The sequence below is a fragment of the Deltaproteobacteria bacterium genome (assembly GCA_016180855.1).
Lineage (GTDB): Bacteria > UBA10199 > UBA10199 > JACPAL01 > JACPAL01 > JACPAL01.
In genome coordinates this window covers 17,277-37,737 of sequence record JACPAL010000008.1, presented here as the reverse complement: position 1 = coordinate 37,737, position 20,461 = coordinate 17,277, and the positions used below count along the sequence as shown (strand labels likewise).

Genomic DNA, 20,461 nt, shown 5'->3' with positions numbered 1-20,461 from the left:
TTTGACGGACACGATGAAGGACGAGATAAAAAAACTTTGTGGAGAGACACTTTTTGATGAGCCGATGTCGCGCTACACCACCCTGCGCGTTGGGGGGGCGGCGGATGCACTCGTTTATCCCCGACAGGTGGAGGAATTATCGAAACTCCTGCTTTGGACCAAGAGCCGGAAGATCCCTCATTTTGTCTTGGGGGCCGGTAGCAATCTGTTGGTGAGGGATAAAGGGATCCGGGGGATCGTCGTTTCACTGTCACGCGGTTTCTCGGCAATCCGCAAGGAAGACGAGAAGACGGTTTATGTGGAGACCGGTGTCGGTCTCCCCCGGTTGGTCGATTGGACCGCTCAGGAGGGGTTGTCCGGTATCGAGGCACTGGCCGGTATTCCGGGAAACGTTGGAGGAGCCCTCTTTATGAACGCCGGGACTCGTAAGGGAGAGATTGGAACCGTTGTGCAGGAAGTTACTTTTGTGGAGAAGGACGGCAAACTCGTGACTTGGCCTAAGGAGAAGATCCGGTTTGAATACCGCAAGAGTCACTTTCCTCAGGGGGCCGTTCTCCTTTCTGCGCGTCTCTCATTAAATCCGGCCTCTCCCGAATCGATCCGTGAGAAGATTCAGGCGGATCGGGAAAAACGAATCGAGACCCAGCCGCTTAATGTCCCGAACATCGGTTCTGTTTTTAAAAACCCGTCCAAGGGACATGCCGGATTTTATATTGAGGAATCGGGTCTTAAGAACGTGCGTGTGGGAGGGGCCCGTGTCTCCCCCAAGCATGCCAACTTTATTGTGAACGAGGGGCAGGCGTCTGCGCGGGATGTACTCGCTTTGGTCGGGTTGATTCGGGACAAGGTGAAGGAGAGGCATGGGGTTCTTTTGGAACCTGAGATCAGGATTGTGGGGGAGGAATGAGGTAATGCAGGATCTCAAAAAGAAAAAAGTAGGTGTGCTGATGGGGGGGCTCTCCGGTGAGAGGGAGATTTCCCTCCGGAGCGGACATGGGGTTGCCTCTGCTTTGAGGAGCCGGGGTTATTCCGTTGTGGAAATTGATGCCGACCGACGGGTCGCAGAAAAAATTTTTCAGGGAAAGATTGAGGTGGCCGTTCTCATGCTCCATGGGCGTTTTGGCGAGGATGGGACGATTCAGGGGATGCTGGAGGTGATGGGGGTTCCCTATACCGGCTCCGGACCACTCGCCTCAGCGATCGCCATGGACAAGGACCTGACCAAACGGCTTGTCCGCGGGGACCGGTTTTCGACAGCCGACTGGCGGATGATTCACGGGGCCGAGTTTCCTCAGGAATCGCCCCTTCCGCTTCCGGTGGTTGTCAAACCGAACAATGAGGGCTCTACGCTGGGCGTTTCGATTGTCAGGGAGCCGTCATCCTTCCGACCGGCACTTGAGAAGGCATTTTCTCTGGACGCCTGGGTCATGGTCGAAAAATTTGTTACCGGACGTGAATTGACGGTGGGGCTTCTTAACGGGGAACCGTTACCGATCATTGAAGTGGTGCCACGCGGTGGCTTCTACGATTACGAGGCAAAATACACCAAGGGGATGACGGAATACATTGTCCCGGCCCGGGTTTCAGAAGGGATCCAAAAGAAGACACAGGCGGTCAGCCGGGAGATTTATTGCTCCCTCCGTCTGGCCGGAGTGGCCCGACTCGACTTTATCCTGGAGGGAGAGACTCCGCAGTTTCTCGAAGCGAACACGATTCCCGGCATGACGGAGACGAGTCTTGTTCCCAAGGCGGCTGCCTCGATCGGTATCTCCTATGAGGACCTTTGTGAACGCATTCTTCAGGGGGCGACACTCAAATTATGAAGAGCTTTCTATTCAAATTCTGGTGGCTGATTCTTCTCCTCGTGGCCCTTCCGCTCCCTTGGCTCTTGCCACCGCTGCGTCCTTTTCGTCTGTCCGATATTGTTCTTTTAACACCCCCGCGGCATCTTACGGAGAAAAGTGTGATTGCGCTCTCGGGCTTGCATCGGGGAGACAATCTTCTGCGTCTCTCCTTAAAGAAGGTTCATGACCGCCTCCTCTCCTCTCCGTGGATTGAGGGTGTTGCCCTTGCCAAGGCTTTCCCAGGTCGCCTGGTGATTTCTCTGGAGGAACAGGAGCCGGTTGCTCTCATTCAATGGAATGGTCTTCATCTTGTGAACCGAGAGGGAAAGATCTTCAAGAAGCTGGAGGGGAGGGATCCCAAAAATCTGCCGATTATTACCGGTCTCAAAAAGGGGAAGGAGCAGGAGGTTGCGGGACTCGTTGGCATTATCCGTTCTTTTTATGAGCAGGAGTTGTTAAGAACGGTTGGTCTGTCAGAAATCCACTGGGATGAATCCAAAGGGGTCGTTCTTTTCACCCTTCGTCCCGTGGTGAAGGCGATTTTGGGGAAGGAAGAATGGGACAAGAGGATTGATCGTCTCTCTGGCATTTTGCCAGAAGTGCTCAATGCAAAGACAAAGAATCTCTCGATCGATTTAACCTACAACAAAAGAGTTTTTCTAAAGGGGGGGTGAGCTATGGCAAAAGAAGACAACATCATTGTCGGTCTCGATATCGGGACCACAAAGATCTCGACGGTCGTTGCGGAGATTACCGATGACGGGGTGGATATTATCGGACTCGGATCCTCCCTTTCCAAGGGGCTTCGAAAGGGGGTTGTGATCAACATAGAAAGCACTGTTGATTCGATCCGAAAATCGGTTGAAGAGGCCGAGGGGATGAGCCGAAGGAAGATCTCATCGGTCTTCACAGGGATCGCCGGTGGTCATATTCGGGGGATCAACAGCCACGGAATTGTTGCCCTCAAAGAGGGGGAGGTTCGCTCCTCCGATCTGGATCGTGTCTTTGATGCTGCCCAGGCGGTCGCGATCCCGCTGGACCGGGAGGTGATTCATGTCATTCCGCAGGAGTTTGTTGTCGATGAGCAGGACGGTATCCGGGATCCGGTCGGAATGGCCGGTGTTCGGCTGGAGGCCAAGGTTCATATCGTGACGGCGGCGGTGACCTCGGCCCAGAACATCGTCAAATGCTGTAACCGGGCGGGCTTGAATGTACAGGATATCATTCTGGAACAACTGGCCTCCGCCGAAGCAACGCTTACACCCGAGGAGAAGGAGTTGGGCGTTGTTTTGCTCGATATTGGCGGTGGGACAACCGATCTGGCAGTCTTCTCCGGAGGAAGCCTTGTTCATACGACGGTTCTTTCCATCGGGGGTAATCATGTCACGAACGATATTGCTGTCGGATTGAGGACTCCTTTTCTCGAGGCGGAGAAGATCAAGCTGCGTTACGGTTGTGCGCTGACCTCGCTTGTTCAGAAAGATGAGACGATTGAAGTCCCTTCCATCGGTGGAGGGGCGGACCGGATTCTCTCTCGACAGATCCTTTCAGAAATTGTCGAGCCCAGGATCGAAGAACTTCTGACACTTATTCGGCAGGAGATTGTCAAATCGGGCTACGAGGATCTTGTTCCGTCGGGGGTTGTGCTGACCGGTGGGAGTACGCTTTTGCCTGGAATGATCGAGATTGCCGAACAGGTGTTTAATCTTCCGGTTCGGATCGGTGTCCCTCATGGGATTGGCGGATTGGTGGAGGTCGTCAAGAGTCCTTTGTATGCAACCGGTGTCGGTCTTGTACGTTTTGGTAGCCAAAATCAGGGATCTAAGCTATTCTGCTCGCGCGAAGGGAACGTCTATTCACGAGTGAAGGAACGGATGCGCGAGTGGTTGGAAGAGATTTTTTGATGAAGTGGGGGGGAGATGTCTGAACTGATAGAAAAAAAATCGCCGGGAGGAGCCTCAATCAAAGTTTTGGGTATTGGAGGGGGTGGGGGCAACGCCATCAACACAATGATTGAGGGGAAATTGGATCGTGTTGAGTTTGTTGCGGCGAACACCGATGTTCAGGCGCTTCGAGCGAGCCTTGCAAAGACAAAAATTCAACTTGGCCGGGATTTGACGAAAGGTTTGGGGGCGGGGGCCAATCCGGAGGTTGGTCGTCGTGCCGCGATTGAGAGTGAAGAGGAGATCACCGAGATGCTTCAGGGGTGCGACCTCGTCTTTTTGACCGCTGGCATGGGGGGTGGGACGGGGACAGGGGCGATCCCCGTTATTGCCAGGATCGCCAAGGATCTGGGGGCACTGACGATTGCCGTTGTCACCAAGCCGTTTTCTTTTGAAGGGAAAAGGAGACTCCGCTATGCCGAGCAGGGGCTCGATGAATTGCGTGAAATTGTCGATACGTTGATCACTATTCCGAATGAGCGTCTCCTCGTGGTGGCCGGGAAAGAGATGCCGATGCTTGAGGCGTTCCACAAGGCGGATGAGGTCCTCCTGCATGCCGTTCAGGGGATCTCCGATTTGATCCTCGTCAAAGGATTGATCAACCTCGACTTTGCGGATGTTCGTACCGTCATGGCTGAAAAAGGGATCGCCCTGATGGGAAGCGGTGTCGCCTCGGGTGAACATCGTGCCATCGATGCAGCAACCCGGGCGATCTCATCGCCGTTGCTTGAAAATCTGTCGATGACCGGGGCAACTGGAATTCTCCTTAATGTGACCGGTGGAAAAACCCTGACGTTGCATGAGGTGAATGAAGCGGCCAAGCTGATTCAGGAGGAGGCTCACCCGGAGGCCAACATCATTTTCGGGGCTGTCATTGAGGAGTCGATGAAAGAATCGATTCGGGTGACCGTGATTGCCACCGGATTTGAAAAGAACGGGCCTGTCGTTGGATCGTCCTTTACGGCCTATCAAAAGAGAAACGATTGGATGCCGCGTCCCGCTATGGCAGAGTCCTTGGTTTCCCCATCAACAAAAGCAGCCTCAGAAGAGGGTTCACAGCTTCATAGAAACCGTGCTAAAGTCCCGATCAAGACCGATCTCAAAAAAATGCTTCAGGATTTGGGTCCGGAGGTGTTTGTACCAGACCCGGATGGAGATGAATATGACATACCGACGTTCCTTAGAAAACATGCTGACTGAATCTCCTGTATTTGAAGGAGTCCTCTCCCCTTGGCCTGCCCTGAGCCATGCCGAAGGGCGGGAGAAGGGCAAGGTTTTAATGACAACCTCTTGGGGTGAGGGCTGTTTCAAACTGGCTGTCATTTTATGGCTGGTTTTTTCTTTCGGCTGCGCTACGGCTCCAAAACAGGTTGCACGCCATCTCCCTTCCGTTGATGAGATTGATCGTGAGGAGAGGGTTCATTCCAAACTTCCCCCGCTCAAGCTTGTCATGAACGATCAGGTTCAGGAACAGATTGAATATTTTCAAGGGCCGGGGCGCGAGAAATTTGAGCTCTATCTTCAGAGATCCGGCAGGTATCTCCCGATGATTCAGAAGATCTTCCGACAGTATGGACTGCCCGAAGATCTGGCTTATCAGGCCCTTGTTGAAAGCGGGTTTAATCCGAATGCCTATTCCCGTGCCAAGGCGACTGGCAAATGGCAGTTCATGTACCGGACCGGCTTACGCTACGGCCTTCAGGTAAGCTCCTGGATTGATGAACGGAGAGATCCCGAGCGTTCCACTGATGCTGCTGCACGTCATCTCAGGGATCTCCATGAAAGTTTGGGAGACTGGTATTTGGCATTGGCTTCTTACAATGCCGGTGAGGGGAAGATCCGTCGTGCGATTCGAAAATACCACACGGTCGATTTTTGGGAGATGACGCAGCATGGACGTACCTACCTAAGACGCGAAACCAGAAACTACGTTCCCAAGATCATTGCCGCGGCACTCATCAGCAGGGATCCATCGGCTTATGGATTTGGGCGGATTGCTTACCAGAAGCCGATTCCATATCAGTTTGTCTCTCTCAGTGCGCCGATCGATCTTCGGATTGCTGCCCAATGTGCCAACAGTACCTATCAAGAACTCAAGGAATTGAATCCCGAGATAAGGAACTGGGTGACCCCACCGAATGAGAGTCAGTATCGCCTGAAAATACCGATGTCCGGTATTGAGGCGTTTGAAACCCGTTGTGGGCTTCTGACTCCCGATGAGAAGATCGCCCGTGAGGTTTATGAGGTGAAGCAGGGGGGATCGCTCAAGTTATTGGCCAATCGGTATGGAGTTCCGATCCAGTTGTTAGCGGCGGTCAATCAGACCACGACATCAACCATCTTGTCACCCGGGCAAAGAGTTTTGATCCCCTATGACGCACCGGAAGGGGAGAGGTTGCGACTCCATGGCCCCTCAGGACGTGAGTTGAGATATGCGGATAGCGGTGGGACCTTGAGATATCGTGTCCGGCGTGGCGATGGAATCCTCAAGATTGGTCGGCGACTTGGTGTCAGTCCTTCCAGACTGCGAGCGATGAACCCGCATGTCAACTGGGACAATCTGCAACAGGGGAAGACGCTTCGTCTTGTCACAAAGGCCTCAGCACCAACCTCGGCCCACCTTGAGGAGTCAACTGGTGGAGCCTCCAGTGGGGCGTTTATTCTCTACGAAGTACAGACCGGTGATACTCTATGGGAGATTGCAAAGAGATTTAATGTCTCGGTCAGGCAGCTCAAGAAATGGAATGCGTTGGTACGTCATAGGACAATCAAGGTTGGCAGTAAGCTAAAGATTCGGTCGTTCGGATCGTTACCTGAAGAAGCTTGAGCTGTGTGATCCCCTTCATTTTCAAAAGGAAAGTATTTCTCGCAGGTATTCTTCTGATAGGGGCAACGTCTGTTACAGCTGGCTCCTCACAGCCGCTGTCAGTCGATGAGAGGTTGCGTCGTGGAGAGGTTGTTTCCGAGGGTGGGTATGAGGGAGCTCTGGTCTGGGCGAAGATGATCGCTGCCATTGAGGCCCCGCCATCGCTTGTTTGGCAGATATTCATCGATTCCGACCGGTGGCTAAGCTATGAGATTCCAACCTTGCTGGATAGTCGCCTCGTTACTCCAAAGATAACGAACCAGGTCGGGGAGAGTAAGAAGGTTGGCCATTTTTACGAAATTCTTGGACGGCAGTCTTTTTCGATGAGGTCTCAAAGGCTCGTTGGAGGGGAATGGGGCCATGATGCCTTCCAGTTTTATGATGTCCCGTGGCCGGTAAAAAATCGCTGGATGATTATTCGTGTTCAGGATGATGAGACAAAAAGTTTGACCGGTCTTTACCGTGCCACGATGACGAAGGCGGCTGGGAATATCAAGTCCTTGGAGGCGGAGATGGTTCTTGCCCCTTTTGAGGGGGATCCTCGCCGGACTCGATTTGTCTATTCGGTTCGGACGGACCCGGACGCCCACGTCCCGAAATTCCTCATTCGTTGGGGTGTCAAGAGGGTGATGCCGGCCGTGATCCGAGCGATCCGTCAGGAGGCGATGAAGAGGAAGGCCAATAGGTTTCCATGATATAGTATTGTTATTCGCTACGAACTGTCTTCAAGAATGCAACCACACTCCTTATCTCTTCGGGTGTGAGAAGCTGGTCAAAATCGTGTCCCGTGCATTTGAACCCTTCGACTCGCCGGTCGACAACAGACGTGCCGAGTGAGCCCGGTTTCTCTTGTGTGTTACTTAAATCGGAATAAACCATGCCGCCACGCTCCGGATTATAGGCATCCGGAGACATCTTCCAGACAAGCGGACGCTCACTCCCTGAGATAGAGGAAAGGAGGTCAGGCCAGCAGTCGGAATAGCCGTAGGGGTAACTCTCCCAGACACCGGCTAGGCTCTGTGCCACCAACCCTTTCGGCCTTGTGTAAACGGGATGCCTTTCCTTTTGCGTAATGAATTGAGAGCGGTTGAGCCTATCCAGATAGTCTGGGTGTAACGCATTATCAAAATAATTGCGATCGAATGGTTCACTGCCGATAACGGTACTGGGGTGCGTACGGGTTTCTCTGAATTGAGAGACAATGCCGGAGGGACCCACATCAATATTGTGGCAACTCTTGCAATTCTCCTGAAAGACTTCAAAACCGGCACGTGCCAAAGTTTCGTCAATAGGGAATGGAAAAGGAGAAGGTCTCAAGCTTTGAATAAACGCATAGAGATCTTTCCAACGAGCTGTCATTTGGGCCGGTGTTCCGTTTTCAACCGGAAGCCCCGCCTTTGAGATTCCGGTATATGTGTTGTCCAGAAACCCGAGTCGGAAGAGTGTTTGCTGAAGGTGATTGTCTCTCCAGTAGCCGGGTCCGATTGGAACATTTCCGTTCCCCATGCTAAGTTCCGGTAAGCTGGCACCAAATAAGAGTTTGAGGGAAAATGCCATTTGTCGAAGCTTGCTTGGTTCAAAATCGACCGGATCCCGCAGGCTGACAAAAATGCCTCCGTGAATCCAGACAGGCACCCGCGCGATTGTATAGCCAAGGGAGTCTTCATCATAAAGCATGCCTCCCAGCCAAAGCTCAAAGCGACGCCCTATATTGAATCCGGGATCTCCTTCGCGAAGCGCCTCTCGAGCAACAAGGGCCAGCGGTTTGGGAAGCAGGTCGTCATGGTTCTTCCAACGTGCCTTCCACCAATTCCATTCAAGCGCATCGAGCACCTTTTTCATTCGGAGCGGGAATTTAGCAACTTGAATCTCTTTATTGGGGACGCCCGGACGATATTCAAATCCTGTCTTGGTCGGAACCTTTCCGGTATGACACCACCCGCAGGAGACCGGGGTTCTCACTTTGTCGGCCCAAACAACTCCCTGACCTTCCCAGTTGGTTCGACCGAGTCCGTCCGGCTTTCTTGCCAGTCCGGTGTAATTCCAGAGGACTTGGACCAACTGTTTATACATCACCTCCCCGGCCTCTTTATCCTCTTTGATGCCTGCACCGGCCGCCAGGACTTGCTGTTTTTCTTTGTCGGTCAGCGTGATGTACATCATCAGATTTGTATATTTGGTAAAGTCGTAGGCGGCGCCTGCGACACGGAGTGGATTGGGAACTCCGTGCTCAAAAATGCAGGAACCGATGAAAGGATCGCCCGTTCCAACCTTCTGTGAGTTTTTGTTTACGTAATCGACACATTGTTGATAGGATGGAAACTCCTTGGAGTAGGGAATATCACCATTGGTGGTTATCGGGGGGGCTTCCTGGCCTCGATTAGTCGATTGTGAACTGGAGGAGCAGCCAAGCAAACCTGCTGCGCCCGCCGCGGCTCCCACTAAAGCAAGAATTGGTTTCATAGGGGTCATATCATTTCTCCTTACTGCTCTAACTCGTCCAGAATTCCGTCGGTTGATATTTCTATGGTTTATTAACTTTCAATTAGTACAATTTAAAATGACCAACCATAAGTATTTCTAACTTTTTATCCGCACTACCGTACGAATAAAAAGTTGAAACACTATAGTGAATCCTTCTGCTTTTACTCTCGACTGAAGGTTATAGGTGGTGCGGAAAAGTGCTCTTTGAGGACATTTTTCGTACTCTGTGAGGGTACAGACTAAGTCCTTCGATTCATAAATTCGGTGACGAATTTATCCGCCTCCGCCAAGAAACCCCGCGGTCTTGCCGGGGGGAGGTTCATTTTACCAGCAAAGGGGAGTAGCTCAAGGGCCCGAAAATGTCCCTCCCCAGCCATCTGTACTACCAGAGGGCGTTGCCTTCTGAATCAAAATATCGGCAGCACGATACCTCAGGTCTGAGGGGTCGTGATTGATGATGCCCCCGATGGAATAGCTGTTTCCAAAAGAATCAACGGCCAGATCGAAGAAGGTGACCCCAAAATTGTAATTGAGGGCGTCTCCACGCCCATCCCAAACGCCTGGGACGAGGTTTTCCCAGAGCAGTTCGGTCCCCGGAGGATTCAATTTGCTTACCCAGGGATAATTTTTATTACTGGTTGATGAGGTCCCTTCCAGATACTTCCAGCCTGTAACGTACATGTTTCCCTCACTGCTAAAGGCCACATTATCTGCGAATCTTTGCGGGACCTGAATAGGCTCTTCAGGGTAATAAGGGGGTGAAATATCGTCTAATGTTATCCACTCGAGATGAGAGAGGTCTGTTGATGAGATTTTCTCCACGATCGCTCCCTCAGAGGCTGTAGTGGCATAGAGGTTTCCATCAGGCCCTATCGAGTGTCCGCGGAGTTTGCCGATGATCGAAGGTCGGACCGCTCGTTGCAAAAGAGCCCCGTCCGGCGAATACTTCAGGAGGAGGGCGTTGGGATATTGCAATCCACTCCCCGGGAGCGCCGAAGGATCCTGAAGATGGGTCCATCCAAGCACGTAGAGATTCCCCGCTCCATCGACGGTCATCGATGAAACATAGTCATGGGCCAACTTGCTGTCGTAGTCAGTCGATTCCCAGGCCAAGACCCGTGTCCCCGTGCCATCTAATTTATACTTTCGGACCCAGACCCTTGGGACCTCTTTTGGATCTGAACCAACAGGAGGGACAGACCACCCGGCGACGTAGACATTCCCCGCGCAATCAACTTCTATGGCCGCCGAATTTCCAACCTGGTCAATATTCTCTTCCCATATGAGATCGCCCGTAAAATTATATCCCCTCACGAAAACCCACGTGCCATCCCCGTTGATACTCCAACCACTCCCTCCCCCCGGGAGGTCTTCCTTTATACCGATGACAAAACTATTGCCCGATCCATCGACACCGATGCTGTCCAAAGATGTCGTCACTGGCTCGATCTCAGTGTAAATAGGGGTGGGTGGAATATAGATGATCCTTTTTTCCCAAATAAGGGTACCACAGCTGTCCATTTGTCTCGTGACAATACCATGGGTAGCGGCTCCATACCCTTCACGGCTTACGGTATAGAGATTTCCGGAGGCATCGAGCTCCAGACTCATGCCGACTTCATTTTGATCTTCCGATCCAGATATCAATGACCATGGAGAGCCTGATGTCGGACACAAGAGACGATTTGGATGAGGGGCACAGTTCATGGGAGGTCTTGGTCGAACACAATGAGAGGGACAATCGGCCTCGCCGTCGCAATTTTCTGTGGGAGGCTCTATGACTCCATTCCCGCAGGTTGCTGTTGCCACAGGGGTCAAGAGATCATCGACCTCCGCCACAAACCAGTCACGGGCATCTCGGAAAAGTTCCTTAAAGGTTCTTTTTCGGGGGGACTCCTTTTTACGGGTCTCCTTGACCTGCCTTGAAAGGTCTGTTGAGCCTCGTGGTATTTTTGGCCCCGGTTGTACTCCTCTCATCTTTTCCGTATTGGCCCCAAAAGAAAGATGGCTAAAAAGCAGGAGGCTCAAGACGAAGATTCCAATAACTCTTTTCATCGCATCGTAATTCCTGCAAAATGTACGCCAGAATCCGGCCCTCGTTGATTCAATAACCATCTGAATAGTAATGGTATTTTTTTACAACATGGCCGATTAAGCTCTCATTTTGATAATTTTATCAGTTTGATAAAATTGATAACTTGATCAATGGTTGATTGATCATACATGAAGGCGGTCATTTATTCAAAAATTTGGCGGGGTGGATGTCTTGGAATTGGCGGAGGTACCGCTACCCAAGTTTGGATCGGGTGAGGTCCTGGTCAAGATTATCGCTGCCGGTCTGAATCCGGTCGATTGGAAGATCCGCCTGGGACTTCTGAAAGGGCGGATGCCTCATCAGTTTCCGATCATACCCGGTTGGGAGGCCTCAGGGATTGTAGAGGCGGTTGGCTCAGAGGTCATTGGGTTTAGGAAGGGAGATGAGGTTTTCGCCTACACGCGCAAGGAGAAGATTCAGGATGGAACATACGCCGAGTTTATTGCGCTGGAGCCGAGGCATCTTGCCCTAAAACCAAAAAACTTGAGATTTGAAGAGGCGGCTGCGATCCCGCTTGCCGGTCTGACTGCCTATCAATCCCTCTTCGAAAGTCTCAAGATAAAGAAGGGAGAGACGATCCTGATACATGCCGGTGCCGGAGGGGTCGGAGGGTATGCAATTCAACTCGCCAAAAATAGTAGGGTCAAAGTTATTACCACGGCGAGTTCAAGAAACCACCAGTACGTCCAACAACTTGGGGCCGATAAGGCAATTGATTATACAAAGAAAGACTTTGTTCAGGCGGTGCTTCAGGATTTTCCTCAGGGGATCGATGCGGTTTTTGATACCGTTGGTGGTGAGTTTCAGAAAAAGAGTGCAGGTGTTTTAAAGAAGGGTGGGCGTCTTACCTCCATTTTGGAAATTGATCAGGATTACTTTTCGCAAAGGGGCATTACCCCCGGCTATGTCTTTGTGAGGCCGGAGCCGGATCATTTAAATCAATTAAGAGAGCTCGCGGAGGCAGGAAAGCTCACGGTTCATCTTCACAAGCTCTTTTCTCTGGATCAGGTTCGAGAGGCCCACCGGGAGATCGAGACGGGACATGTCAGAGGGAAGATTATCCTCTCCCTTGTTTGATTTTTGGGGATCTTGAGATGATCTATCTTTTATGGAGAGGGGTTGCCGCAGCGAGCAGTTCTTGAATGTATCGGGAGGCCTGCTCTCCGCCGTTGGAGTTTGCCGGAACCATGAGAAGATCCTCCAAATCCCTTAAGGAAAAAGTGTCCACATTATGGTTCCCAAAGGCGTAGTACTGAGGGGTGCCGTACAACTTGGTGTGGAGCTTGTAAGGGATCCGGTAAATCTCAACGCCGGCGTCAAGCATCTCCTGAAAGACCTTGTCCCTCCGGTCATCATAGAAGCGACCCAGTTTCCCGACAATCCATCGTACCTGTTTTCCTTCCCGCGCTGCCTTCTTCATCGCCTCCTTGAGAGCCTCCGTCGGTTCAAACGAATTGACAAAGGTGACTTCCCGGGAGGTTGGTGACTCCAGAAAACGGGTCAGGACGTTCTGGCAGTTCTGATTTTGATAGGGCCGGTGCAAGATGAGGCGGGCCGGTGTGCTTCCTGCTCCGATTGGATGTGGTTGATAGAGTTGGGGATCCAGAAGTCTTCTCTTTTCGTCATCTCCGAGGCGCTTCTCCTTATAATACTCAAAGCTTTCAATAAACTCGCGATGGATATCTTCAACAATTGGGCCGCGGACCGTATAACTTAAGTCCTGATAAGGACCAAGATCGATACTGAAGGTCAGTTTTTCAAACCAGTTGAATTCGGCCTTATCCGCTCTTGTGCCAAAATAGGATGTGGAGGGGTGTCTTCCTCCCCCCATGGCTACGACTCCTTCAGGAGAGTCGGCAATCAGAAACTTGGCGTGGAGCCTTGTCATGACTCCAAAGAATGTCTCATCCCAATCAAAGTATTCGTACAGTTCATGTTCGGCGACCTCAACACCGTTCTCTTCGAGTCGGTCAATATCGTCTCCATCGGTCCGGCCAAACCCGCTTGCTGTCGGAAAGATGAAATTTCCCAACGCGCCATCCAGGATGAGCTTTACAGGGATTGGCGGCGACTCATTATTTCCTCTGGCTTTTTGTATCAGGAGGTCCCGGACCTCTTTTCCAAACGGATCATCAATCAATGTGACCCCCTGAAATGAGATAAAAGATCGGGCCTCTCGGAGGACTCTCTTTAGTGCGTTTGCGGCATGCTCATTTCCGGGAAAAAGTTGAATCTTGTTCCCTTCTCGCCATCGTGACTCGGTCATTCCATCCCAGTAGAAGGTTTCCGGATCAAAATCAGGCGATTCGACCCTTGCAAGAAAACCCCGGTGGTTTTGGGCCAACGCTTTTGTATGAGAGGCCAGATCGTCCTCAAACGGGATAATCTCGATTTGGGCCTCCTGGTAAGAGGCGGGTTGATGAATCTCCCGTGTGAGGACTCCAACAACAGGGATTCCTGATTCAAACTTGAGCCGTTTGAGCTTTTCCAATTGCGTCTCATCAAATCCGTTTCCGTTGGGATCAAAGGTCCCGTCTGAAAAATCATTATAGAGGGCAGGAATTTTTAATGGCTCCAGCGCGGTTACCATTTTGGCATAGTGCTCCGTGCTAGCACCTCGATGAACGATCGCAACCGGTTGGTAACCTGCGGCTGTCAATTTCTGCAATGACTCGGTTACCCCGCTCCAAAAGAGATGATCGTCTCTAAGTCCATCCAGATCAACGGCGATGACCGGTTTTTTTGTGGAGAGAATTTGCAGGTGACCTTTTGATTGTCGAAAGTCCCGCGGATCATTTTTGATGTTGTAGAGGAGATTGAGGGGATCGGGTGACTCCACCCTGTAATGGAGGGTGGCGATACCGTCTGCATCTGTGATACCGGTTCCGAGTAAGATCTTTTGGCCATTTGTTGAATCTTTTCGGTAAAACTCCACTTCGAGACCATCCATTTTGATCGGTCGGAGCACCACTCCTGACGGGTGGAACGGACTTACTTTCAGTCGGAGGGGGATTGTTTGTCCATCGACCGCTACCTGATGAAATGGGGTTAATGTCAACGGGAGGAAATCGATTCCGCTCTTGATGGGAGGCGTTTTTCGAAAAGGGAACGCCTCATTTTTTACCTGATTGTAGATCAGGACAAAATCGGACGACCGGATCTCTTTTTTCTTTTGTAACGGGGCGAGATAGTCGAGAAATCTTTTTTGGGGAGAGTCGATCCGGCGGTATTGCCTCAAGGTGGCCAAAAACCAATCGAGGGCAGGGGGTTGCCATTGGTTGTAAGGATCTCTTTCCGATGTTGAGGCACGTGAAAGGAGAGAGAGGAGTTCTCTTTTTTCCGCTTCCTCGAAGCCGGGTGGTAGTTCTTCCAGTATTTCCTGAATCATGGTGAGGGAGCGATGGGCCCTTCGGACCTCTTCTTTGATATCAGACCAATAAAAAAGCCGCGGTCTTTTTTCAAAAACTGTTTTGAACAGTGCAAACTCTTCCGGATCCAAAACCGGATCAGGGGCATCCGGTTTTAATGTGGCCGCCAGTCGGGTCGCTGCTAAAAATTGATCTTTAACCGGTTCTTCTTCCGGTTCTATTCTCTCCAGTTGCTCGCGAACCCAGTTCCCGGCCGTTAAAGAAGAGGTTCTTGGAACAGAAGAATTTCTCACGACGCCTCATACATCGTAAGAGATCTCAAGGGGTTGCGAAAGAAGTTGGTGAACGACATGTGGATCGGCCAGCGTCGTCACATCGCCGACTTCATCCGGTTTCCCCTCCGCAATTTTCCGAAGGATTCGCCGCATGATCTTGCCGGAGCGTGTTTTAGGAAGGCCCGGGGCGAACTGGAGACGGTCCGGTTTCGCGGTTGGTCCGATCTCTTTTCGAACATGGTCGATCAATTCCTTTTGCAAGGTTGGTGAGTTAGAGAACCCCTGCTTGAGGATGACATAGGCATGGATCCCCTGTCCCTTGATTTCGTGGGGAAACCCGACCACTGCCGCCTCGGCAACGGAAGGATGAGAAACGAGGGCACTTTCAACCTCCGCGGTTCCAATGCGGTGACCGGAGACGTTCAGCACGTCATCGATACGTCCCATAAGCCAGTAATAGCCGTCTTCATCGCGACGAGCCCCGTCCCCCGTAAAATAAACGCCGGGGAAGCGGCTGAAGTAGGTCTCCTTGAATCTCTCATGGTGACCATAAACGGTCCTCATGATCCCGGGCCAGGGACGTTTCAGGACCAGCAGTCCCCCCTCATTTGTTTCGCATTCGGTCCCATCTTCCCTGAGGACTGCGGGTTCCACTCCAAAAAACGGAAGTGAGGCAGAACCTGGTTTTGTTGGCATCGCTCCGGGAAGCGGCGTGATCAGAATCCCGCCCGTTTCGGTCTGCCACCAGGTGTCGACAACAGGACACCTCCGGCCACCGATCTTTTCGTAATACCAGATCCAGGCCTCCGGATTGATCGGCTCCCCAACGGTCCCAAGAATCTTAAGTGAACTCAAATCATGCCTCTTCGGCCAATCATCCCCCTCTCGCATCAAGGCGCGAATCGCCGTTGGGGCGGTATAAAAGGTGTTTACCTTGTAGCGTTCAATAATCTCCCAGAACCGGTCTGGGTGGGGATAATTCGGGACCCCCTCAAAGAGGATGCAACTCGCACCGCAGAGGAGCGGTCCGTAAACAATATAACTATGTCCCGTGACCCAGCCGATATCGGCCGTACACCAGAAGAGGTCTTCGGGGTGGTAATCGAAGACATATTTGAATGTCTGTTCGGCGTAGATCATGTAACCGGCGGTTGTATGGAGGACCCCCTTTGGTTTACCTGTAGAACCGGAGGTATAGAGGATAAACAACGGTTCTTCGGCATCGAGGACCTCTGCTTCAGAATGAATTGAGGCGTTCTCGCTCGCCTCGTGCCACCAGAGGTCCCGTTCTGGTTTCATTGGGACCGGGTCGCCTGTTCTACGGACGACAAGACAGTGGTCGATCGCCTGTCCTGCCTTCCGGGAGAGTTCGATCGCCTCATCGACCGTTGTCTTCATCGGGATTTTTTTGGGGCCTCGAAAGCCGCCGTCGCTTGTGAGGATCACGCGACAGCCGGCATCGACAATCCGATCCTTGAGCGACTCGGCCGAAAACCCTCCAAAAATGACGGAGTGGATTGCTCCAATACGGGCGCAGGCGAGCAGGGCAACGGGGAGTTCCGGGATCATCGGCATATAGATGGCGATCCGGTCCCCCTTTTTCACGCCAAGCGATTTCAGCATGTTGGCGGCACGTCCAACCTGCTCCCAGAGTTCCTGGTAGCTGATTCGTTTCTCCTCGCCGGGTTCATTTCCGACCCAAAGGAAGGCGGTGCGATCGCGAAGTTTTGGGAGGTGTCGATCGAGGGCGTTATAACAGATATTGGTCTTTCCCCCTTCAAACCAGCGGATGTCGATGTTTCCCTTCCAGTTATAATGATGTACACGATCCCATTTTTTGAACCAGAAGAAGGAATCGGCAATCTCGCCCCAAAAACCGTTGGGGTCCTCCAGGGAACGCCGGTACATTTCCTGATACGCCGTCAGGTCTTTTAGATAGGCCCTTTTTTGGAGCGGAAGAGAGGGAGGAAAAGAACGGGATTCTTGACTTAAAGAGTCGATCTTCGTGGAAGACATGGTCGCCAAAAACCAGATTATCTATTGTCTGTCAACGTTCAGATTAACACTTTCATCAGCAGAAGCTTCAGTGCAGCATTTCGCCATGGAGTGAGAGACGAAAAGGGGCGATCTCGGCATCGAAGCTCTCTCCATCTTCGCGAATCATCTGATAGGTGCCTTTCATCGATCCGGAAGGGGTCTTGAGGGGGCAAAAACTGCTGTATTCGTGAAATTCACCCGGCTCGATCATCGGTTGTTCACCCACAATGCCCGGTCCCTTCACCTCCTCAACATGACCATGGGCATCCGTAATAATCCAGTGACGACTGATCAGCTGCGCCGGTTGATCCCCCTCATTGGAGATCCGGATCTGATAGACAAAAAAATAGATCCCCTGTTCCGGGTCGGAGCGCTCAGGGAGATACTTGCTCTCCACCTGAATACGGATTCCCTGTGTTATCGCCTCCGAAGACGGCATAAGCCTGTTTTTATCATCTCTTTTATATAGTATTTCAACTTTTTATTCGTACGGTAGTGCGGATAAAAAGTTAGAAATACTTATGGTTGGTCATTTTAAATTGTACTAATTGAAAATTGATAAACCATAAACAGCAAGGGGAGAGGTTATTTGTCGGCACGGCTTTCGTTTTTCTAATGCCCCTGTGCGCATTTTTCCGAACAGAAAGAGTGTCCCTTTTGAACAACGGCCTGTGATTGACTGACAAAGGTGCCGCAGGTCTGACAGGCGACCATGGCCTCCGTTACCCGACCCTGCGTTTCCGTTTTTCCTCCCACCGGTCCCATTTTTCGGAATTGTCTATTCAAAAAAAATCGGAGGAGGCGCGGCAATGACTGAAGAAACAGGGAGTAGAAAAGATAAATAATAAGAAAAAGGGCAAGGAGGCGAAGCATCTGTTTCTCCTACTTTATTTCTTGCTGGAGTGACAAGAGATGTTTAGAACGTAGCCTGTGACGGTTACGATTCTCATCATTTCCTATTTTGTCGCGCTGGCGGTCATCGGCTGGTTTTACTCCAAAAAGGTCCATACGGGAGAGGATTTTGCCGTTGCCGGTCGGAGTCTTCCGACCTTCATCGTTTTTGGAACAATGCTCGCGACCTGGATCGGCACCGGTTCGATTTTTGGTCATGCCGAGAAGACATTTCGGGTTGGGATCGCCGCCTGGGTTATTCTTGTGGGAGATGTTGTTGGTATTCTAGTTCTGACCCTTCTCGCACCGCGTGCAAGACGGTTTGCCAAGATCACCGTTCAGGATGTTTTGGAGGAGAGGTATCACGTCGCCGCGAGGATTCTTGGTGCCATCACATTGGTTATTGCCTACGTAACGATTGTCTCCTACCAGTATCGGGCCGCGGCCTCTGTTCTTAACTTGGTTTGGCCCGATATCCCCCACCATCTTGTCGTTAGCCTCGTTGTTATTTTCGTGATCCTCTTTACCGCCTTTGCGGGGATGTATTCCGTTGCCTACACCGACACAATTATGGGGATGACGATGATCATCGGCCTTTGTGTCACGCTTCCTGCCTTTTGGATGAAGGCAGGGGGGCTGGAGGGGATGAGGACGGTCTTGCCGCCTGATCATTTTGAGTGGATTGGGCCACTTTCTCTGAAGGAATCGATTGCGTTGTTTCTCCCTGGGGCCCTTCTTGTCCTGGGAGATGCCAATATGTATCAGCGATTTTTTTCGGCCAAGAGCGAATCAGTCGCCCGGCGGGCTACCTGGTGGATGTTGTTTGGTGTTATTCTGGTTGAGATGGCGATTGTCTTGACCGCCCTTGCTGCCTCGGCGTTGGAGTGGACCAACCCACATCTGACCCATCATGGTCGGGTCATTGCGATTGCCGCCAGGGACTTTCTGCCGCCTGTTCTTTCGGCAGTCTTGATGACAACAATCCTGGCGATCATCATGGATACCGCCACTTCCTATCTCCTGGCCCCGGCGACCTCTCTTGTGCAGGATATTTACCACCGGTTTTTTGACCGGAGCGCTTCTGCACGGAAGATTGTCTGGATGAGCCGGCTGTTTGTGGTTTTGCTGGGACTTCTGGCCTACGCCCTTTCCACCCTTTCCGATGAATTCTTGAGTGTGGCACTTTATGCCTATACGATTTACGGGACCGGCATTACCCCGGCACTCGTCGCTGCCTTTGTCTGGAAACGGGCGACGACCGCCGGTGCCCTCTCTTCTATGATTGGTGGAACCGGCATGACCCTCTTTTGGGAGCTTTCCGGTTTGTCGGCCAGAACGGAAATCGATACTGTTTTCCCGGCGTTTGGGGTATCGATTGTATTGCTCGTGGTAGTTTCGTTGCTAACCCCAGCTTCCACCAAAGTAGCGACATAAAAAGATTTAACTAACAACTCCCTCCTGTTTTTTGCGACAAGGTTGGTGATGTCACTACTCTCTCCCCCCCCAGGGGCTGTTACCGGGCCTGTACAATCCGAAAGGAGTTTTTGGGGGGCGTTGCTCGTCGCTCCCGTGCTTGCCTTTGGCTTTCGCCGTGCGGCGACCTCCCGTTCCGCCCATGTTATTCGTCATGCGGTTGCCTCGGGTGGTTCCGCCCTGTCAAACACCGTCCGCCGGTTTGCCGCTGCCAGAAAATGGAAATTACCTGTCAGCGGGACAGGACGAACATGGAAAATGGGTGTTGGTGGAGGGAGTCGCGGGGGGCTCAAGGTAGGGTGGAGTGGGCGAGGGGGACTCCGGAGCGGGATGCGTTCGGGACTTCATACCTCTACCGGCAAGTCAAAACTTCAGGGCAAGCGACTCGACCGGCTTCCGGGTGAGGCGGTTCGTATCAGGCCGCAACCGCGAGAGGATCGTCGGTCTTCTCCTACTGTTTTTACACGAATGGTCCGGGACGTCCTGGAGGGTGTTGACCCGGATGATTTTCCAAGACAGGTTCGTGGCCTGGAGCAGGCCAAGAGTGGTCTGTTGGAGCAGATTGAAAGACTTCGGACAGAGACAGGGCGTGATATTCTTACGGAGGATGGTCTTCCTGTGGAGACCGAGATCGAACTGCTCAGGAGAGGAATTGGGGAGATTCAGCGGGCCATTTCTGCCCTGCAAGTAAAACTTTAGGATTATCTCTTTGCCTTGATCGCCCGTTCAATCTCACGCACATGCGCCTTTTTCCTGAGCTCTTCCCGCTGGTCGTGCAGCTTTTTCCCCTTCGCCAGAGCGATCTCGCACTTCACTCGTCCATTTTTGAAATAGAGCTTGGTTGGGATCAGGGTGAGTCCCTTCTCCTTCATCTTGCCGAGTAATCGTTCGATCTCTTCGGCATGAAGAAGGAGTTTTCTTGTTCTGAGCGGTTCATGGTTGGTATAACTGGCGGCGGTGTAGGGCGAGATGTGACAGTTGATCAGAACGAGCTCCCCCTGGTGTCCCACAACATAGCTATCCCCCAAATTTACCTTGCCGTCCCGGAGCGACTTGACCTCGCTCCCTCTCAGGGCGAGACCGGCCTCGAATCGTTCCAGAAGCAGGTAACGGAATCCCGCCTTTCTATTGTCTACAATGATTTTTTTGCCGGAGGGGGATGATGGGTGGGGGATTTTGGCGCTC

17 protein-coding genes are annotated in these 20,461 nt (G+C 51.9%); 10 read left to right on the top strand and 7 right to left on the bottom strand.

Annotation, left to right across the window (positions count from 1 at the left end):
- The first annotated feature begins 13 nt into the window (after window positions 1-13).
- Genes murB through HYT77_04410 form a run of 7 tightly spaced genes read left to right on the top strand, consistent with a single transcriptional unit; the run spans window position 14 to window position 7,348 of the window.
- On the top strand, window positions 14-907 hold the full coding sequence (gene murB / locus HYT77_04440) for a UDP-N-acetylmuramate dehydrogenase (protein ID MBI2067242.1): 894 nt from the start codon (window positions 14-16) through the stop codon (window positions 905-907).
- Between the two features lie 4 nt (window positions 908-911).
- On the top strand, window positions 912-1,823 hold the full coding sequence (locus HYT77_04435; GenBank protein ID MBI2067241.1) for a D-alanine--D-alanine ligase: 912 nt from the start codon (window positions 912-914) through the stop codon (window positions 1,821-1,823).
- A complete protein-coding gene (locus tag HYT77_04430; GenBank protein MBI2067240.1) occupies window positions 1,820-2,518 on the top strand; it encodes an FtsQ-type POTRA domain-containing protein in 699 nt (232 codons plus the stop codon). Before HYT77_04435 ends, HYT77_04430 begins: the two co-directional genes overlap by 4 nt.
- A gap of 3 nt (window positions 2,519-2,521) precedes the next feature.
- On the top strand, window positions 2,522-3,748 hold the full coding sequence (gene ftsA, locus HYT77_04425; protein MBI2067239.1) for a cell division protein FtsA: 1,227 nt from the start codon (window positions 2,522-2,524) through the stop codon (window positions 3,746-3,748).
- A gap of 15 nt (window positions 3,749-3,763) precedes the next feature.
- Window positions 3,764-4,987 (top strand): cell division protein FtsZ, encoded by a 1,224-nt coding sequence (gene ftsZ / locus HYT77_04420; GenBank protein ID MBI2067238.1) that lies wholly within the window; start codon window positions 3,764-3,766, stop codon window positions 4,985-4,987.
- A complete protein-coding gene (locus tag HYT77_04415; protein ID MBI2067237.1) occupies window positions 4,950-6,614 on the top strand; it encodes a LysM peptidoglycan-binding domain-containing protein in 1,665 nt (554 codons plus the stop codon). Before ftsZ ends, HYT77_04415 begins: the two co-directional genes overlap by 38 nt.
- 5 nt (window positions 6,615-6,619) lie before the next feature.
- Window positions 6,620-7,348, top strand: a complete 729-nt coding sequence (locus HYT77_04410) for a hypothetical protein (protein ID MBI2067236.1) — start codon at window positions 6,620-6,622, stop codon at window positions 7,346-7,348.
- 10 nt (window positions 7,349-7,358) lie between these two features.
- Here the strand turns inward: HYT77_04410 and HYT77_04405 are convergent, their stop codons facing one another.
- Together HYT77_04405 and HYT77_04400 are read right to left on the bottom strand one after the other, a co-directional pair.
- Complete coding sequence (locus HYT77_04405; GenBank protein ID MBI2067235.1) at window positions 7,359-9,116, bottom strand: c-type cytochrome; 1,758 nt, start codon at window positions 9,114-9,116, stop codon at window positions 7,359-7,361.
- 366 nt (window positions 9,117-9,482) lie between these two features.
- Entirely contained in the window at window positions 9,483-11,192 is a 1,710-nt protein-coding gene (locus tag HYT77_04400; protein ID MBI2067234.1) for an SBBP repeat-containing protein, read from the bottom strand.
- Window positions 11,193-11,403: 211 nt separating this feature from the next.
- Between HYT77_04400 and HYT77_04395 the strand changes: the two genes are divergently transcribed.
- Window positions 11,404-12,309, top strand: coding sequence for an NADP-dependent oxidoreductase (locus tag HYT77_04395; protein ID MBI2067233.1), 906 nt, complete (start codon window positions 11,404-11,406; stop codon window positions 12,307-12,309).
- A gap of 22 nt (window positions 12,310-12,331) precedes the next feature.
- On the opposite strand, the gene HYT77_04390 is transcribed toward HYT77_04395, so the two are convergent.
- From HYT77_04390 to HYT77_04375, 4 genes are all read right to left on the bottom strand, one after another.
- Window positions 12,332-14,893 (bottom strand): phosphatidylserine/phosphatidylglycerophosphate/cardiolipin synthase family protein, encoded by a 2,562-nt coding sequence (locus HYT77_04390; GenBank protein ID MBI2067232.1) that lies wholly within the window; start codon window positions 14,891-14,893, stop codon window positions 12,332-12,334.
- A gap of 6 nt (window positions 14,894-14,899) precedes the next feature.
- A complete protein-coding gene (gene acs / locus HYT77_04385) occupies window positions 14,900-16,891 on the bottom strand; it encodes an acetate--CoA ligase (protein MBI2067231.1) in 1,992 nt (663 codons plus the stop codon).
- A 67-nt stretch (window positions 16,892-16,958) separates the two neighbouring features.
- Window positions 16,959-17,351, bottom strand: a complete 393-nt coding sequence (gene apaG / locus HYT77_04380) for a Co2+/Mg2+ efflux protein ApaG (protein MBI2067230.1) — start codon at window positions 17,349-17,351, stop codon at window positions 16,959-16,961.
- A 173-nt stretch (window positions 17,352-17,524) separates the two neighbouring features.
- Window positions 17,525-17,626, bottom strand: coding sequence for a hypothetical protein (locus HYT77_04375; protein MBI2067229.1), 102 nt, complete (start codon window positions 17,624-17,626; stop codon window positions 17,525-17,527).
- Window positions 17,627-17,842: 216 nt separating this feature from the next.
- On the opposite strand from HYT77_04375, the gene HYT77_04370 reads away from it, so the two are divergent.
- A complete protein-coding gene (locus HYT77_04370; GenBank protein ID MBI2067228.1) occupies window positions 17,843-19,237 on the top strand; it encodes a sodium:solute symporter family protein in 1,395 nt (464 codons plus the stop codon).
- A 48-nt stretch (window positions 19,238-19,285) separates the two neighbouring features.
- The gene (locus tag HYT77_04365; GenBank protein ID MBI2067227.1) at window positions 19,286-19,975 is read left to right on the top strand and encodes a hypothetical protein; all 690 of its coding nucleotides are present in this window, start codon (window positions 19,286-19,288) and stop codon (window positions 19,973-19,975) included.
- 2 nt (window positions 19,976-19,977) lie between these two features.
- Here the strand turns inward: HYT77_04365 and smpB are convergent, their stop codons facing one another.
- Window positions 19,978-20,451, bottom strand: coding sequence for an SsrA-binding protein SmpB (gene smpB, locus HYT77_04360; protein ID MBI2067226.1), 474 nt, complete (start codon window positions 20,449-20,451; stop codon window positions 19,978-19,980).
- Window positions 20,452-20,461 lie beyond the last annotated feature (10 nt).

Coding starts and splice junctions, on each gene's coding strand:
- HYT77_04375 (MBI2067229.1), bottom strand. CDS start 17,626: ATGGTCGCCTGTCAGACCTGCGGCACCTTTGTCAGTCAATCACAGGCC.
- HYT77_04430 (MBI2067240.1), top strand. CDS start 1,820: ATGAAGAGCTTTCTATTCAAATTCTGGTGGCTGATTCTTCTCCTCGTG.
- HYT77_04400 (MBI2067234.1), bottom strand. CDS start 11,192: ATGAAAAGAGTTATTGGAATCTTCGTCTTGAGCCTCCTGCTTTTTAGC.
- acs (MBI2067231.1), bottom strand. CDS start 16,891: ATGTCTTCCACGAAGATCGACTCTTTAAGTCAAGAATCCCGTTCTTTT.
- murB (MBI2067242.1), top strand. CDS start 14: ATGAAGGACGAGATAAAAAAACTTTGTGGAGAGACACTTTTTGATGAG.
- ftsZ (MBI2067238.1), top strand. CDS start 3,764: ATGTCTGAACTGATAGAAAAAAAATCGCCGGGAGGAGCCTCAATCAAA.
- ftsA (MBI2067239.1), top strand. CDS start 2,522: ATGGCAAAAGAAGACAACATCATTGTCGGTCTCGATATCGGGACCACA.
- HYT77_04405 (MBI2067235.1), bottom strand. CDS start 9,116: ATGAAACCAATTCTTGCTTTAGTGGGAGCCGCGGCGGGCGCAGCAGGT.
- HYT77_04415 (MBI2067237.1), top strand. CDS start 4,950: ATGACATACCGACGTTCCTTAGAAAACATGCTGACTGAATCTCCTGTA.
- HYT77_04435 (MBI2067241.1), top strand. CDS start 912: ATGCAGGATCTCAAAAAGAAAAAAGTAGGTGTGCTGATGGGGGGGCTC.
- apaG (MBI2067230.1), bottom strand. CDS start 17,351: ATGCCGTCTTCGGAGGCGATAACACAGGGAATCCGTATTCAGGTGGAG.
- HYT77_04365 (MBI2067227.1), top strand. CDS start 19,286: ATGTCACTACTCTCTCCCCCCCCAGGGGCTGTTACCGGGCCTGTACAA.